Here is a 16,121-nt window from a genome sequence, read left to right on the forward strand (position 1 = left end):
CCGGCGACGTCTTCCTCTCAGCTGCCGACCTTGAGCGTGCTCGTCAGCCCGCGCAGGCAGGCGAGGATGCTGAGCGGCGTGATCTTGCCGGTCCGCGGATTCTCCAGGCTCGGCACATTCTCGATCGTCATGGTCAGCCGCACCTCGTCGGCTTCCACGCGGATCGTGTGCGTGTTGCGCGTCACGGTCGGATCCGCCCAGATCTCGACCATGGTGCGCTCGGGGCCGATGCCCGCCAGCGCCAGCGCAGCCGCCACGTTCACATTGGCCGGAAAGCCCTGCGCCGCATCGAAGGCATTGCCCTTGAAGACGAGCAACGGCTTGTCCACCGCCGTCAGGTCAACCTTGTTGATCTCGAGATAGGGCGCGCCAGCGAGGCCGCCTGGCGGCTTGCGCGTCTCGATCGTGACCGTCGAGACCGTGCCCTCGGCGGCCGCCCGCACGGCATCCAGGCCGAGCAGCGCGCCCGTCGGCACGACGATGCGCGCGCCCGTCTTCCGGGCCAGATCGACCAGCTGCATGCGCGGCAGCAGCGCACCGACCGAGCTCGGCACGAAGATGCGCCCGCGCGTGATGGCCGCCGTCGCCACCTCCTCGAAAACGGCCGCCGGCGCCGCCTCCACGACGATATCGGCGAGCGCCGCGAGCTCGGCCAGCGGCACCAGGGCCGGCTTGGCCCGGAAGCCGGCCAGATTGGCCGTGGCCTTCGCCTGGTCCTTCGCGCTGACGGCGACGAGCTTCAGCCCCTCCACGCCCTGATCAAGGGCACGGGCGAGGTGCAGCCCGATCGCGCCGAGGCCGGCGATGCCGACCGTAAGTTCTTTTGCCATGTCTTCCGATCACCAAAAGGGTCGCATGTCTTCAAGCCGCTCGCCGCCTGGCGGGCGCGGCTCACACCACCGGGCTGCGGCCGCCATCCACATTGATGGCGGTGCCGGTCACATAGCCGCATTGCTCGCTCACCAGCAGCAGGGCCATGGCGGCGAATTCCTCGGCCTTGCCGATGCGGCCGAGCGGCACGGGCGCGCCCTGCTCCGCCTTCCACTCTTCCCAGGTGATGTTGCGCTTATCCGCCGCATGGCGGCGCACCCACTGGTCGCTCTCGATGATGCCGACCAGCATCGCGTTCACCAGGATATTGTCCGGGGCAAATTCATTGGCCAACGCCTTGGTCAGCGCCATGCCGGCCGCGCGGCTGACGCTCGTGGGCGCGGAGCCGGCGGCGGGTGCCTTCGCGCCGATGTTCAGGACATTGATGATGCGGCCCCACTTGCGCGCCTTCATGCCCGGCAGCACGCCCTTGCACAGCCGGACGGCGGCCATGAGCTTGAGGTCCAGGTCGTCCTTCCACAACTCCTCGCCCACTTCGAGGAAGGGCCCGCGCTGCGAGGTGCCCGCGTTGTTGACCAGGATGTCGATGGGCCCCAGCGCCTTTACAGCATCCGCCACGGCGCCGGCGCAGCCTTCGGCGGTACGGATATCGGCCGGCACGGCCGCGACCTTGGCCTTGGGGGCGGCGGCCTGGATCTCGGCCTTCGCCGCCTCCAGCGCCTCGGCGCCACGCGCCACGATCGCGACGTTGCCGCCCGCCTGCGCAAAGGCCTTCGCCATGGCGAGGCCGAGACCCTTGGAACCGCCGGTGATGAACGCGTTGCGGCCGTCGATGGTGAGATTCATGTCGGCATCCTTCCCGATTTCGCGCGAGGCTAACCCCGCTGCGGAGCGCGGCATAGAAGGGGCGGAAAGCCCGGCAGATCAGGCCAGCACGAAGTCCGGACGGGGCAAACCGAGATAGGCGTCGCGCAGCGCGTTGGACCAGCCGTCCCGGATCGTCCGGTAATAGGCATCGTCCTCGGTGATGCGCCGGCGGGTGCAGATCCGCAGCTGGTCCACGCGCACCACCGAAAGGTCCAGCGGCAGCGCCACGGAGAGGTTCGAGCGGATGGTGCTGTCCATGCTGATCAGGGTCAGCGCCACGCCTTCCACCAACGTCGTCTGCGGCGTCACCACGCGATCGAGGATGGGCTTGCCGTACTTGTGCTCGCCGATCTGCAGGAAGGGCGTGTCGTCCGTCGCCTCGATGAAGTTGCCTGCCGAATAGACCAGGAACAGGCGGGGCCTTCCGCCCGCGATCTGGCCGCCGATCAGCAGGCTGCAATCGAAGCCGAGCCCCTGCGCCGCCAGCGCCGCGCTGTCCATCGCGGCGACCTGGCGCACTGCCGCGCCCACCAGTTGGGCGGCGGTGAACATGTCGGGCACGTCGGCGAGCGTCTGCGAGCTTCCGTTAAGCCAGACGCCGGCCTGCAGCAGGTTCCAGACGGCCTGGGTGATGGCGAGGTTGCCCGCGGTCATCAACACCAGCGCGCGGTCGCCTTCCCGCTCGATGGCGAACATCTTCGAGAAGGTCGAAATATTGTCGAGGCCCGCATTGGTGCGCGTGTCCGAGAGCATGACGATGCCCTCGTTCAGCAGCATCCCGACGCAATAGGTCATCGTCCGTCTCCCCTTCGGGCACAGGCGCGGCGGGGCCGCGATCGGTCCCGCCGGATCACGCCCGCCGCAGCGGGCCGGGCCCTAGGCGCGGATGTAGAACGCCTCGATCTCGCCGCCCAGGGTCGCGACGCCGTTGATCGTCTCCGTCAGGTAGTCGTGCAGCCCGCCCCGCATGATGTCCTCGATCCGCCCGGCATGAAGCGCCGCCTGCGTCGCGCGCGCCATCCGGTGGCATTCGCCGCGCCGGCCGCCCTGGCCGGCGGCGATGAGCTCGAGCACCTCGCAGACCCGATCGTAGCAGGCGGCCAGGCTGCGGGGCATCTCGCGGTTCAGGATCAGGAACTCGGCGACGCGCCCCGGCTCGATCCGGTCGCGATAGGTCCATTGATAGGCCCGCAGCCCGGAGACCGATTGCAGCACCGCCTGGCACTGGCCGTGCTGGACGGTGACTTCCCGCGAGGGCCCGCCCAGCAGGTCGTGCTTCACGTCCAGCAGACGCGCGGTGGCGTCCGCCCGCTCCAGGGCCGTGCCGAGCTGGACGAAGAGCCAGGCCTCTCCGCGCAGCATCGTGTCCATGGCCGCGCCGTTGAAGAGCAACACCCGCTCGCGCACCCATTCCAGGAAACCGTGCAGCTTCTCGCCCTGGAAGTCGGCCGGGGTGACGTGGCGCAGCCGCGTCCAGCTGTCGCTGAGCGCACTCCACATGTCGACGGTCAGCGAAGTACGCACGCTGCGGCCGTTCTGCCGCGCCGCCGCGAAGCAGGGGATGATGCCGGAGAAGTTGCCCGGATCGCGGATCAGGAAGTCGACGACCTTCTCCTCCGTCGCCTCCCGGTGATGCTGGAAGAAGGCCGGCTCGCAGCCCGCGGCGACGAGCAGCGAGCGCCACTGGTCATTCTCGGCGTTCAGCTCGTCGGTCAGGCTGGCCATGCGCGACGCGACGGCAAGGCCGCGCGCCACATTGGCCGCACGCTCGGTGTAGCGGCCCAGCCAGAAGAGGCTTTCGGCGGCGCGGCTCAGCATGGCACGCCTCCCGTCATCGGGTCGCGGTCCAGGACCCAGGTGTCCTTGGTCCCTCCCCCCTGCGACGAGTTCACGACCAGCGAACCCTCGCGCAACGCCACGCGCGTCAGCCCGCCCGGCACGATGCGCACCTCGTCCTTCGTACTCAGGACAAAGGGCCGCAGGTCCACGTGGCGCGGGGCGATGCCCGCCTCCACCAGCGTCGGCACGGTGGAGAGCGCGAGGGTGGGCTGCGCGATGTAGTCCTGCGGCCGGGCCCGGATGCGCGCGGCGAATTCCGCTCGCTCGGCCTGCGTCGCATGCGGACCGATCATCATGCCGTAGCCGCCCGAGCCCTGGGCCAGCTTCACCACCAGCTCGTGCAGATGCTCCAGCACATAGGACCGGTGCGTCTCCTGCTCGCAGAGATAGGTGGGCACGTTCTCCAGCTTCGGCTCCTCGCCGAGGTAGAAGCGGATCATGTCCGGCACGTAGGGGTAGATCGCCTTGTCGTCCGCGATGCCGCAGCCGGGCGCGTTGCAGAGCGCGATGTTGCCCGCTTTGTAGGCGGCCATCAGGCCGGGAACGCCCAGCATGCTGTCCGGCCGGAAGGCCTTGGGGTCGAGATAGTCGTCGTCGATGCGGCGATAGAGCACGTCGACGCGCTTCGGCCCGGCAGTCGTCCGCATGTAGACGACGTCGTCCTCGATGGTGAGGTCCGCGCCCTCCAGCACCTCGACGCCCATTTCGTCGGCCAGGAAGCAGTGCTCGTAATAGGCACTGTTGAAGGAGCCGGGCGTCAGGATCGCGACCGTCGGATCGGGGCCTGCCCGCTCCGGCGCGGCCGCCTTCAGCGTCGCCAGCAGCTCTTCCGGGTAATGGTTCACGGGCGCGATGCGATGCTGCGCGAGCAGGCGGGGAAAGAGGCGCAGCATCGCCTCCCGGTTCTCCAGCATGTAGGAGACGCCCGATGGCGTGCGCGCATTATCCTCCAGCACGTAGAACTGGTTCGGCGCCGTGCGCACCACGTCGATGCCCGCGATATGCGTGTAGATGCCGCCGGGCGGCGTGAAGTCGCGCATCTCGGGGCGGAACTGCTCGTTGCCGACCACCAGATGCTCGGGGATCTTGCCCGCCTTCAGGATCTCCTGCCGGCCATAGACGTCGGCGAGGAAGGCGTTCAGCGCCCTCACCCGCTGCGAGAGACCAGCGCTCAGCCCGTCCCATTCCGACCGGCCAAGGATACGCGGGATGATGTCGAAGGGAATGAGGCGATCAGGATCGCCGCCCTCGCCATAGACCGCGAAGGTGATGCCGACGCGGCGGAACAGCACCTCCGCCTCGGCGCGCTTGGCCGCCAGGTCAGTCGGCGGCGTCTTGCGGAGCCACTCGGCGATGGCCCGGTAGGCGGGGCGAAGCCGGTCGCCCTCCCCCATTTCGTCGAACGCATTTCCTGTCATGAAGAATCCGGCTCCGTCGATCCCGCCAGATTGGAGCCAGCCACGCGAGGTGCGCAAGCCAGACCGGCCGCAAAAGCGGAGCTTGGATTTGAACCTGCCGAAAATCCGGGCAGGTTGGGCGCCGGAAGCATCTCGCTTATGGTGTTGGGATAGCTAGGGGAATCCAGGAATGAACGATCAGTCGCGCCTCACCACTGGCGCCGATGCCGTGGTGCAGAGCTTCGCGGAGGCGGCGATGCCGGCCATCTTCGGAGTGCCGGGCGGCGGCTCCAGCCTGGATCTCATCTCGGCGGCCAAGGCGGCCGGCATTCCCTTCGTCCTGACACGCACCGAGAGCGGCGCCGGAATCATGGCCTCGGCCGTGGCCGAGCTCACGCATCGCCCCGTGGGCCTGCTGACGACGCGCGGCCCCGGCGTCTCCAACGCGGCCAATGGCGTCGCCAATGCCGATCTGGAGCGCGCGCCGGTCATCCTGATCGCCGACGGCTTCGGGGCACGCGAAGCCGCGATCGCCACCCACCAGCTCTTCGACCAGGCCGCCATGATGGCGCCCGTCACCCGCGCGCAGCGGCGCGTCGCCGGCCATCCGGCCGCAGCGGCCGAGGCCGTCGCTGCGGCGATGTCCGCGCCCCGCGGGCCTGCCTATCTGGAGCTAGCCGGCGACGCCGCCAAGGCGCCCACGCCCAACGCGCCGCCGCTTCGGCTGCCCGTCCTCGCTGCGCCTTCGGAATCCGATCTCGCGGCCGCGCGGCGTCTGCTGACCGCGGCGAAGCGGCCCGCGGTGATCATCGGGCTGGAAGCGACCGAGCCCGCGCGCTGCGCCGCGGTCCGTCGCCTGGTGGAGGCGCTGGGCTGCCCCGGCCTCGTCACCTACAAGGCCAAGGGCGTGCTGCCGGATGCCCATCCCCTCTTCGGCGGCGTCTTCACCGGCGGCGAGGCCGAGGCGCCGCTGCTGCGCGAGGCGGACCTCATCATCCTCGCCGGCGCCGATCCCGTCGAATTCATCCCCCAGCCCTGGCGCTTCGACGCGCCCATCCTGGACCTCGCCACGGCGGCGCGCTCGCTCGAATACCGCAAGCCCGCGGTTCAGATCCTGGGCGCCTGGGAGATTGCCGCGGCGGCCCTCGCCGAGGATGCGCCGCGTCGCGCCTGGCCGGACGGCCGCCTCGTCGCGTTGCGCGACGCCTGGCTCGCTTGCCTGCGGAACACCGCCAGCGGCAATCGCGGCATGGCGCCCTCCGAGCTCGTGCGCGTCACCCAGGAAGCCTGCCGCAAGCAGGGCGCCGATCCGCGCGTGGCCGTAGATGCGGGCGCGCATATGTTCCCCTGTACCACCTTCTGGCAGGCCGAGCGCCCCGGCGACCTGCTCATCTCCAACGGCCTCGCCACCATGGGCTATGCCCTGCCCGCCGCCATCGCTGCCGCCTGGCATGACCCCGCGCGCGGCGCGATCGCGCTGACCGGCGACGGCGGGCTGCTGATGGCAATCGGCGAACTCGCGACCGCGACGGCCATGGGTCTCAACCTCACGGTCGTCGTGTTCAACGACGCGACGCTCTCGCTCATCGACATCAAGAAGGGCGACCGTGATCTGCCCAGCGGCGCCCTGGACTGGCCGGAGATCGACTTCGCCCAGGTGATGCTGGGCATGGGCGGCGCCTCCTGGCGCGTGAACGACGCCGAGGGCCTGCGCACGGCCCTTGCCGAGGCCCTCGCGACCAAGGGTCCGCGCCTCATCGATGTGCGGACCGATCCGTCCTCCTATCCCGCGCAGATCAAGGCCTTGCGCGGATAGCTTGGCATATCGCCGGAGTTCGCTATTCCTCTCCGCAAATCATTATACCAATGGAGAGGATTTCATGCATCGACGGCTTCTACTCGGCGCGGCGCCCGCCGCGCTCGCGACGCCCGCGCTCGCCCAGCAGGGAGCGACCATCCGGCTGATCGTCGCGAACTCGCCTGGCAGCGGCACCGACCAGACCGCCCGCCTCCTCGCTCCCATCCTGCAGGAGCGCGTCGGCGCCCATGCCGTGGTGATCGAGAACCGCAGCGGCGCCTCGGGCGTCATCGGGGCCGATCTCGTCGCCAAGTCGCGCCCGGACGGCAACACGCTGCTCGTCACGGCCGCGATCTTCTCGATCACGGCGACGGCGCCCAACCTGCCCTACAACGTGGAACGCGACTTCTCGCCCGTCTCGCTGCTCACCATGCTGCCGACGCTGCTGGTCGTCGCGCCGGACTTCCCGGCCCGCACCTTCCAGGAATTCGTGGAGTACGCCCGCGCCCGCCCGGGCCACGTGACCTACGGCTCGCTCGGCGCCGCGAGCACACAGACGCTGGCCGGCGGCCTGATGAAGCTCCGCCTGGGCATCGAGCTCGCCAACGTGCCTTACCGCGAGGCCGGCACGTTGCTGACCGAGCTGATGTCGGGCCAGGTCAACGCGTCCTTCAACAATATCTCGTCCACGCTCAGCGCCGTGCAGGCTGGCCGCCTGCGTCCGCTCGCCGTGGCGCTGGACGAGCGCTTCCCGGCCCTGCCCGACGTACCGACCTTTCGGGAGCTGGGCATGCCCGAGCTCCAGGCCTCCAGCTGGGTCGCCGTCTTTGCACCGCGCGGCACGCCGGCACCGCTGCTCACGCGCTATTCGACCGCGCTGCGCGAGGGCCTCGGCAGGCCTGACATCCGCGACAGGCTGCTGGCCACGGGCGCGGTGCCGGTCGGCTCCAGCCCTGAGGAGCTCACGACCTTCATCGGCTCGGAGGTCCGCAGCTGGGGCGAGGTGATCCGCGCGACCGGCGTGCGCCTGGACTGATCACAGGCGCAGACCAGCCCTGATCGGACGCGTGTCCGATCAGGGCTTCCTTCTATCGCTTGCGCGAGAGGAAGTGGCCCATCATCTCGTTGGGCTCCTTCGTCTCAAAGCTCTTCGCGAAGGCGGCGATCCCGGCGTTGATCGCCTGGCTCATCGGCAGATCCTCCCATTCGCGGATCAGCGCCTTCTGGTTCGCGATGGCGACCGGCCCGGCCTCGCGGATCAGGGCGATCCATTCCTCCACGGCGCCATCCAGCCCTTCCAGCGGCACCACGCGCTCGAGGAAGCCCCAGCGCTCCATCTCATCGGCTGCGATGGTCTCGGCGAGCAGCAGCAGGCGCCGCGTCTTGCCCCAGCCGATCAGCCCTGGCAGCAGCGCGGCTTCCACGACCGAGGGGATGCCGACGCGCACTTCCGGCATGCCGAAGCGCCCCGCCGTCGCGGAGACGCGCAGGTCGCAGGCCGCGGCGATCTCCAGCCCCGCGCCGAGGCACCAGCCCTGGATGCGCGCGATCACCGGCACGCGGCAGGCGCGGATGGCGGCACAGGCGCCATGAACGCGGCGGATGAAGGCCTCGCCCCCGGCCGGCGTCGTGACCGCGCCCATTTCCTTGATATCGGCGCCGCCGATGAAGGCGCGATCGCCCTCGCCGGTCAGCACCACGGCGCGGATGTCCCCCTCGACGTCGAAGGCCCGCGCCAGCTCTTCCAGCAGGGGCGAGCCGAGCGTGTTGAGCTTGGCATGGTTCGCGACGGTGACATGCCGCACGTCGCCGCGGCGTTCGATCAGGATCTGGCTCATTGGCCGGAGCCTGCCATCGGCGCGGGGCACGCGGCAATGGCCCGGCGTCCCCTGCCGTCGTAGTCTTGCGCGGATCGCGCCCTTGCACGGCGCTCCCCCTCCTGCGAAAGCCTCCGCCCATGAGCCTCGTCGCGCTGCAACCGAAGGACTGGCCCACCCCGAAGGGCTACGCCAATGGCCTGGTGGGCGAAGGCCGGCTCGCCATCATCGGCGGGCAGGTCGGCTGGGACACGGCCGGGCGCTTCCCCGAGGGCTTCGTACCGCAGGTCCGCCAGGCGCTGCTCAACGTCCTCGCCGTGCTGGCCGAGGCCGGCGGCAAGCCCGAGCATATCGCCCGCCTCACCTGGTTCGTGACCGACATCGGCGAGTATCGCGCGAACCTGGCCGAGCTCGGTCCGGCCTATCGCGCCGTGATGGGGCGCCATTTCCCGGCGATGACGCTGGTGCAGGTCGGCGCCCTTGTGGAGGAGGAGGCCAAGGTCGAGCTCGAGGCCACGGCCATCCTGCCCAAGGGGTGACGCCGCCGACCGAAGCCGCCGAGGCCATCCGCGCCGAGGCGATCGCCCTCGGCTTCGACGTCGCCCGCTTCACCGAGGCCGTCCTGCCCGACGCCGCCCGCGCGCGGCTGGACGCCTTCCTCGAGTCCGGCGCGCACGGAAGCATGGGCTGGCTGGAAGGCCGGCGTGAGCAGCGGGCCCAGCCGCGCCAGCTCTGGCCGGAGGTGGTGAGCGTCATCGCGCTCGGCCTCAATTACGGGCCCGACTACGACCCCCTCGCCAGCCTGGAGGAGCGCGATCGTGCGACGATCAGCGCCTATGCCCAGGGTCGGGACTATCACGACGTCGTGAAGAAGCGCCTGAAGGCGCTCGGTCAATGGATGGTGCGACGCTTCAAGGGCAGCGAGCTCAAGGTCTTCGTCGACACCGCGCCGGTCATGGAAAAGCCCCTGGCGGCGCAGGCCGGGCTCGGCTGGCAGGGCAAGCACACGAACCTGGTGAGCCGCACCCATGGCTCCTGGCTCTTCCTCGGCGAGATCTACACGACGCTGGAGCTGACGCCCGATCCGCCCGAGACCGACCATTGCGGCCGATGCCGCGCCTGCCTCGACGCCTGCCCCACCGGGGCCTTCCCGCAGCCCTACCGGCTGGATGCGCGGCGCTGCATCTCCTACCTCACGATCGAGCATCACGGCCCCATCCCGCACGAGTTCCGCGTGGCGATGGGCAACCGCATCTATGGCTGCGACGACTGCCTGGCCGTCTGCCCCTGGAACAAATTCGCCCGCGCCTCGGCCGAAATCCAGTTCGCGCCGGGCGCGGAGGTCGCGCCCCCGCTCGCTGAGCTCGCGATGCTCGACGATGCGGCCTTTCGCACACGCTATTCCGGCTCGCCTATCAAGCGCATCGGCCGGAACCGCTTCACGCGCAACGTGCTCAATGCGATCGCCAACAGCGCCGACCCGGCCCTGCTGCCCACCGCGCGCAGCTTGTGCGAAGATGAGGACCCCGTCGTCGCCGAGGCGGCGCGATGGGCGGTGGAAAGGTTGCAGGCATGACGAAGGGCGCCCTCGTCCTCTTTTCCGGCGGGCAGGACAGCGCGACCTGCCTGGCCTGGGCCCTCGAACGCTTCGAGCATGTCGAGACGGTGGGCTTCGACTACCGGCAGCGCCATGCGGTCGAACTCACCTGCCGCGACGCGCTGCGCGAAGGCATGGCGTCGCCCCGGCTGGGGCCGGACCATACGATCGACCTCGGCGTCCTCGGGCAGATCAGCGAGACGGCCCTGACGCGCGAAACCGAGATCGCGATGCGGGAGGACGGGCTGCCCAATACCTTCGTTCCCGGCCGCAACCTCATCTTCCTGATGTTCGCCGCCACGCTCGCCTATCGGCGTGGGCTGAAGCATATCGTCGGCGGCATGTGCGAGACGGATTATTCCGGCTACCCCGACTGCCGCGACGACACCATCAAGGCGCTGCAGGCGGCCCTCAACCTCGGCATGGACTCGCGCCTGGTGCTGCACACGCCGCTCATGTGGCTGGACAAGGCCGAGACCTGGCGGCTGGCGGAATCGCTCGGCGGGTCGAAGCTGGTGGAGCTCATCCGGGTGGAGAGCCATTCCTGCTACAAGGGCGAGCGGCAGACGCTGCATCCCTGGGGCCACGGCTGCGGCCACTGCCCCGCCTGCGACCTTCGCGCGGCAGGCTGGAACGCCTATTCCCCGACGCCCTGAGGGCAGCGGCCTTCGCGCCACGGAGACGCGAAGGCCGGGTTTGCGTCAGGGCAGCACGGCCTGCATCGAGGTCTTCACCAGGATCGCCGCCGGACCCGGCTTGCGGATGGCCTCCTGCATCGCGGCGAAGTCATCGCGCGTGTTCACCCGCGTGACGGGCATGCCGAAGGCCTGCGCCCAATGCGCGAAGTCCGGATTGGCGAACATCGTGCCGCTGACGCGACCGGGATGCTGCCGCTCCTGATGGATACGAATGGAGGCGAAGCCCAGATTCTCCGACAGGAGCAGCTTGATGGGCAGGTTCCGCTCCACCGCCACCGCCAGCTCGCCGCCCGTCATCAGCACGCCGCCGTCGCCCACGCCGCAGACCACGGTGCGCTCGGGATGGCGCAGCGTCGCCGCCACCGCCGCCGGCACGCCGAAGCCCATCGCGCCCGAGATCGGCACGATCAGCCGCTGGCCGGGCGCATAGCTCACCTTGCGGTAGAAGGGCGCGCCGAAGGTGCCGGCATCGAGCGTGATGATGCCGTCCGGCGGCAGCGCCGCGCCCACCGCCTGCGCGACCTCGGGGAAGAAGAGGCCATCCGGCCAGTCGCTCGGCTTCACCTGGCAGTCCGCCACATGCAGCGCGCGCAGCTTGGCCGCCCATTCGCGGCGCCCCGCCGGCACGTTCGAGGCCGGCATCGCCGCGATGAGCGCGAGCGGATCGGCCGCCAGCGCGATCTCCGCCGGGAAGTGCCAGTTCAGGTGCTTCGGGTCGGCGCAGACATGGATCAGCCGCTGACCCGGCGCCGGCCAGGAATAGCCCTGGGTCGTGATGTCGGTCAGCCGCGTGCCGAGCGCCAGGATGAGGTCGGACGAAGCGAAGGCCTCGCGCTGCGCATCCGGGTTCCGCAGGCCGAGATCGCCGGCATAGAGCGGGCTGTGATTGTCGAAGAGATCCTGCCGGCGGAACGACACGGCGACGGGCAGGTGCCAGGCCTCGGCGAAGCGGGCGAGCGCGGCGCGACCCTCGGGGCTCTCGAAACCATGGCCGGCGAGCAGGATCGGACGCTCGGCCGCCGCGATGGCCGCGGCGATCCGGTCCATGTCGGCAGGCGCGGCCGCGGCGGGCGAGGCCAGGCTGTACTGCGGGGCCACGGCCGCGCATTCCATATCCAGCACGTCCTCGGGCAGCGAGAGCACGACAGGGCCGGGCACGCCCTGCATCGCCATGGCATAGGCGCGCGCGATGAGCTCGGGCACTTGCTCGGGATGCGTCGCCTCGCCCACGAACTTACAGAAGCGGCCGAACATGTGGCCGTAGTCGATCTCCTGGAAGGCGTCGCGGCGGAGGTCCTTCTGCTCCACCTGCCCGATCAGCAGGATGAGCGGGACGGCGTCCTGCTCGGCGGTGTGCAGCGCGATGGCGGCATTGCAGGCGCCGGGGCCACGGCTGACCATGAAGACGCCGGGGCGGCCGGTGAGCTTGGCATCCGCGATGGCCGCGAAGCCCGCACCGCCCTCGTGGCGGTTGACCACGAGGTCGATCGGCGCGTCGTGCAGCGCCTCGAGAAGGGCGATGTAGCTCTCGCCCGGCACACAGAAGGCGCGGTCGATTCCCTGGGCGGCAAGAAAATCCACCAGGCGTTGGGCGGCTGTCGGCAAGGCTGTTCCCCGGATCATTTCGTCGCCAAGGTGTAGCCCTACGGGCGGCGCCGGCAAACCCGCCCCCGCGCCTGGATGGACGCCTCAGCGCGGCGTTTCGGTGATGCTCGCGGAACTGCCGACGACGACGCCGTGATCCACGCGAATGACGGCCTCGATCGTGACCAGCTTCCGGTTATCCGCCTGCCGGCGCATGAGGCAGCGCCATTCGCCCACCGTCGTTTCCGGCGCGGCGCATTGCAAGCCGAGGGCACCAAGATGCTGGACCGCCGGCCCCGGATCCCGCCCTTCGGGCGAGAGCCGCCGGATGTCGCGCATCAGCAGCTCCGCGCCCTGCCGCGTGCCCTGCCGGAGATAGAGCTCGATCTGCGTGCGGCTGCGAGGGTTTGGCCAGAAGATGCCGACCATCGCAACCAAGGCGACCAGGATCAGGAAGACCAGCAGCGCGCGCCGCTTGGTCCCCTTCTGCAGATGAGCCGAGGCCCGGTGGTCGACTCTCATCCGGCCTTGAGGCGAGGATTGCCCAGGAAGCGGCCGGGCGCCGCCGTGCCGGGCTCCGAACCCTCCGTGTAGGTGACGACGCCGTTGCACCAGACCTGCTCGATGCCGTCCGAGACGCGGTCGGGCTCGGCATAGGTCGCGTTGTCGCGCACGCGGTCGGCGTCGAAGAGCACGAGGTCGGCGAAGTTGCCGGGGCGGATCGTCCCACGATCGGGCAGGCCGAAGATGCCGGCGGGGCGCCCCGTCATCTTATGGATCGCCGTCTCGAGGCTGAAGAGCTGCACGTCGCGCACATACATGCCGAGCACGCGCGGGAAGGTGCCCCAGAGGCGCGGATGCGGCTTGGCGTCGTGCGGGATGCCGTCGCTGCCGATCATGGAGCGCGGATGCGCCATGATGCGGCGAACGTCCGCCTCATCCATCGAGAAGGAGATGGCGCCGGCGGGGAGCAGCTTGTCGGCCGCCGCGCGGCGCGTCATGCCCCATTCCTGCGCGATATCGTCGAGGTTGCGGCCCGCCACCTCCGGATGCGGCACGGACCAGGTGATCTGCACCGGCACGTCCTGCCGCAGCTTGTCCGGCATCAGGACGGTGGAGCCGGCGGGATAGGGGTAGACGTCGAAGGCCACCGGCTGGTCCTGCGCCATGGCGTCCATCAGCGCCAGCGTCTCGCGCGAGCGGCCGAAATTCTCGCTCATGCTGCACTTGTGATGGCTGATGACGAGGTCGAGCGCGCCCGTCTCGCCGCCCGCCTCACGCGAGGTGCGCAGCGTCTCGCGGATGCTGTCCAGCACATGGTCCGCCTCGTCGCGCATATGGGTGGCATACATGCCGCCCACCTCGGCCACGACCTCGGCGATGGCGATGATCTCCTCGGTCGTCGCCTGGGTGTTGGGCGGGTAGTAGAGGCCCGTGGAGAAGCCGCAGGCGCCATCGCGCAGCGACTCACGCAGGCGGTCCTGCATCTTCACGATCTCGTGGTCCTTGGCGGCGCGATAGACGTCGCCGTCCATCGCCTCCACGCGCAGCGACATGTTGCCGCAGAAGGCGAAGGTGTTCACGGCCGTGGGCCGCTTGCGCAGCGCCTCGGCATATTCACCGAAGCTTCCCATGGTGAACCAGCTCTCGTCACCCAGCAGGTCCAGCGGCGGCGGCGGCCGCTTCGTCATGCGCACCGGGGCCAGGCTGACGCCGCAATTGCCAACGACGACGGTGGTGACGCCCTGGCTGGTCTTGCAATGCACGCATTCCGGCCCGCAGGTGACGAGGCGGTCGTCATGCGTATGGGCGTCGATGAAGCCCGGCGCCAGCGCGCGGCCCTTCGCCTGGATCTCCTTCTGGCCGGCGATGCTTCCGAGGTCGCCGACAGCGAGGATCCGGTCGCCCTCCACGGCCACGTCGCCACGGAAGCGCGGGGCGCCTGTCCCGTCGAAGACGGTGGCATCGCGAATGACGAGGTCGCAGCGAAGGGTCATGTTTCTCTCCTCTAGGTTCACCGATGATGCCCGAGGCCGGGCGGCTGCGCCATCGGGTCAGCCCACACCATCTGGGATGGTATGACTTGACCTCCGGGACGCATCGATGCAGCCCCAAAACCCCAAGAAAACCTCTGTTCAGGCTCCGCTCTGCGGCCCTCATCGCCGTGGTCCATGCGATCCGGCCGGATGTTCCTGCGCCGCGGGATTGGCTGGCATCTACCCCCATGATCTTCCGCAGGTCGGCGATCCCGTCTTCCGCTGATGACACTTGCACGAGGGCACCGCGCCCGCGCAGCATCCCGGTACAGGCAGGGATGGAAATAAAATGAATGAAATCACCCGTCGCGGCGCCCTCGGGGCGGCCGCGGGCAGCGTCGTCACCGCGAAGAGCTGGGCTCAGCCCCGCGACAACACCATCCGCATCGGCGTGCTGGCGGATTTCTCCGGCCCCTACCGCGACACCTCCGGCCCCACCTCCTTCGCCGCGGTGCAGCAGGCTATCGAGGACCTCGGGGTGGCGCAGCGCGGCATCAACGTGGAGGTCGTTCAGGGCGACCACCTGAACCGCCCCGATGCCGCGCTGGCGCTCGCCCGCCGCTGGATCGACACGCAGGGCGTGGACATGATCTGCGAGGTGAACAACAGCGCCGTCGCCCTCGCCGTCGCGAACCTCGTGCGCGAGAAGGACAAGGTGCAGCTCGCCTCCGGCGCGGCTAGCTCGGCGCTGACCGGGCCGCAATGCAGCACCCACACCATCCAATGGACCTACGACACCTGGGTCTTCGCCAATGTCGTGGGCGGCGCGGCCGTGCGCGCGGGCGGCGACAGCTGGTACTTCATCACGGCGGACTATGCCTTCGGCCATCAGCTCGAGCGCGACACCGGGCAGTTCGTCACCCGCGCCGGCGGACGCATGCTCGGCAGCGCGAAGTTCCCCTTCCCCGGCACGACGGATTTCTCGTCCTTCCTGATCCAGGCGCAGGCGAGCCGGGCGAAGGTGGTCGGCCTCGCCATGGCGGCGGCCGACACGCAGAACTGCGTGAAGCAGGCGCATGAATTCGGCCTGACGCGGCGGGGCCAGAAACTCGCGGGCATGATCATGTTCGTGCAGGACATCAAGTCGATCGGCCTGGAGGCCGCGCAGGGCATGTTGCTGTCGGAGGTCTTCTACCACGACCTCAACGACCGCACGCGCGGCCTCGCCCAGCGCATCCTGCGGCGCACGCCGACCAACATGCCGGGACAGGAGCATGCGGGCACCTATTCCTGCGCGATCCACTACCTCAAGGCGGTCGCGGAGGTGGGCGTGGCGCGCGCCAAGGCCTCGGGCATCGAGGTCATCAATGTCATGAAGCGCATGCCCACAGACGACGACGCTTTCGGCCCCGGCCGCGTGCGCGAGGACGGCCGCAAGATCCACCCGGCCTATCTCTTCGAAGTGAAGAGCCCGGCCGAGAGCCAGCGCGAATGGGACTACTACAAGTTGATCTCGACGGTCGGCACGGAAGAGGCCTTCCGGCCCCTCGCCGAGGGCGGCTGCCCGCTGATCCGCACCTGAGCGGCCCGGCGGCGCAACCAGAAAGCCTTGGTTCTCAAGCCCAGGTTGCATGCCCGGGCAAAGGCCGTCGCCTTCGGGCGCGGCCTGGGTTGATCTGCCCCGGGTGGCCCGTGGACGGGCAGCGCGGGGACCATG

14 protein-coding genes and 2 pseudogenes are annotated in these 16,121 nt (G+C 69.6%); 7 read left to right on the forward strand and 9 right to left on the reverse strand.

Annotated features, from left to right (window positions below; genetic code table 11):
- Positions 1-17 precede the first annotated feature (17 nt).
- From KHU32_RS13445 to KHU32_RS13465, 5 genes are all read right to left on the reverse strand, one after another.
- Positions 18-830, reverse strand: coding sequence for an aspartate dehydrogenase (locus tag KHU32_RS13445; protein ID WP_213670590.1), 813 nt, complete (start codon positions 828-830; stop codon positions 18-20).
- A 61-nt stretch (positions 831-891) separates the two neighbouring features.
- Complete coding sequence (locus KHU32_RS13450; RefSeq protein WP_213670591.1) at positions 892-1,677, reverse strand: SDR family NAD(P)-dependent oxidoreductase; 786 nt, start codon at positions 1,675-1,677, stop codon at positions 892-894.
- Between the two features lie 78 nt (positions 1,678-1,755).
- Positions 1,756-2,493 carry a peptidase gene (locus KHU32_RS13455; RefSeq protein ID WP_213670592.1) on the reverse strand — a complete coding sequence of 246 codons (738 nt, stop codon included), beginning with the start codon at positions 2,491-2,493 and terminating at the stop codon, positions 1,756-1,758.
- Positions 2,494-2,574: 81 nt separating this feature from the next.
- Complete coding sequence (locus KHU32_RS13460; protein WP_213670593.1) at positions 2,575-3,516, reverse strand: alpha-E domain-containing protein; 942 nt, start codon at positions 3,514-3,516, stop codon at positions 2,575-2,577.
- A complete protein-coding gene (locus tag KHU32_RS13465; RefSeq protein WP_213670594.1) occupies positions 3,510-4,955 on the reverse strand; it encodes a circularly permuted type 2 ATP-grasp protein in 1,446 nt (481 codons plus the stop codon). Before KHU32_RS13465 ends, KHU32_RS13460 begins: the two co-directional genes overlap by 7 nt.
- Positions 4,956-5,124: 169 nt before the next feature.
- Between KHU32_RS13465 and KHU32_RS23535 the strand changes: the two are divergent.
- From KHU32_RS23535 to KHU32_RS13475, 3 genes and pseudogenes are all read left to right on the forward strand, one after another.
- Positions 5,125-6,048: pseudogene (locus KHU32_RS23535) on the forward strand (thiamine pyrophosphate-binding protein); the annotation flags it as partial.
- 222 nt (positions 6,049-6,270) lie between these two features.
- Positions 6,271-6,750, forward strand: a pseudogene (locus tag KHU32_RS23540) (thiamine pyrophosphate-dependent enzyme); the annotation flags it as partial.
- Between the two features lie 64 nt (positions 6,751-6,814).
- On the forward strand, positions 6,815-7,768 hold the full coding sequence (locus tag KHU32_RS13475; protein ID WP_213670596.1) for a Bug family tripartite tricarboxylate transporter substrate binding protein: 954 nt from the start codon (positions 6,815-6,817) through the stop codon (positions 7,766-7,768).
- Positions 7,769-7,820: 52 nt separating this feature from the next.
- Here KHU32_RS13475 and KHU32_RS13480 read toward each other — a convergent pair whose 3' ends face one another.
- Positions 7,821-8,570: an enoyl-CoA hydratase gene (locus tag KHU32_RS13480; protein WP_213670597.1), complete on the reverse strand. Its 750-nt coding sequence runs from the start codon at positions 8,568-8,570 to the stop codon at positions 7,821-7,823.
- Positions 8,571-8,689: 119 nt separating this feature from the next.
- On the opposite strand from KHU32_RS13480, the gene KHU32_RS13485 reads away from it, so the two are divergent.
- From KHU32_RS13485 to queC, 3 genes are read left to right on the forward strand one after another with little or no spacing between them, the layout of a single operon-like run.
- Positions 8,690-9,088 (forward strand): RidA family protein, encoded by a 399-nt coding sequence (locus KHU32_RS13485; protein ID WP_213670928.1) that lies wholly within the window; start codon positions 8,690-8,692, stop codon positions 9,086-9,088.
- Positions 9,085-10,125 carry a tRNA epoxyqueuosine(34) reductase QueG gene (gene queG / locus KHU32_RS13490; protein WP_213670929.1) on the forward strand — a complete coding sequence of 347 codons (1,041 nt, stop codon included), beginning with the start codon at positions 9,085-9,087 and terminating at the stop codon, positions 10,123-10,125. Before KHU32_RS13485 ends, queG begins: the two co-directional genes overlap by 4 nt.
- Entirely contained in the window at positions 10,122-10,802 is a 681-nt protein-coding gene (gene queC / locus KHU32_RS13495; protein WP_213670598.1) for a 7-cyano-7-deazaguanine synthase QueC, read from the forward strand. Before queG ends, queC begins: the two co-directional genes overlap by 4 nt.
- A 45-nt stretch (positions 10,803-10,847) precedes the next feature.
- On the opposite strand, the gene KHU32_RS13500 is transcribed toward queC, so the two are convergent.
- The 3 genes from KHU32_RS13500 to KHU32_RS13510 all read right to left on the reverse strand — a co-directional run bounded on the left by KHU32_RS13500 (position 10,848) and on the right by KHU32_RS13510 (position 14,425).
- Positions 10,848-12,449, reverse strand: coding sequence for a thiamine pyrophosphate-binding protein (locus KHU32_RS13500; protein WP_213670599.1), 1,602 nt, complete (start codon positions 12,447-12,449; stop codon positions 10,848-10,850).
- An 84-nt stretch (positions 12,450-12,533) separates the two neighbouring features.
- Positions 12,534-12,950, reverse strand: a complete 417-nt coding sequence (locus KHU32_RS13505) for a hypothetical protein (protein WP_213670600.1) — start codon at positions 12,948-12,950, stop codon at positions 12,534-12,536.
- A complete protein-coding gene (locus KHU32_RS13510) occupies positions 12,947-14,425 on the reverse strand; it encodes an N-acyl-D-amino-acid deacylase family protein (RefSeq protein ID WP_213670601.1) in 1,479 nt (492 codons plus the stop codon). The genes KHU32_RS13505 and KHU32_RS13510 overlap by 4 nt, the downstream gene beginning before the upstream one ends.
- Positions 14,426-14,753: 328 nt before the next feature.
- Here KHU32_RS13510 and KHU32_RS13515 point away from each other — a divergent pair, with 328 nt between their 5' ends.
- Positions 14,754-15,986: an ABC transporter substrate-binding protein gene (locus KHU32_RS13515; protein WP_213670602.1), complete on the forward strand. Its 1,233-nt coding sequence runs from the start codon at positions 14,754-14,756 to the stop codon at positions 15,984-15,986.
- Positions 15,987-16,121 lie beyond the last annotated feature (135 nt).

The sequence above is a fragment of the Roseococcus pinisoli genome (assembly GCF_018413645.1).
GTDB classification, from domain to species: Bacteria; Pseudomonadota; Alphaproteobacteria; order Acetobacterales; family Acetobacteraceae; genus Roseococcus; species Roseococcus pinisoli.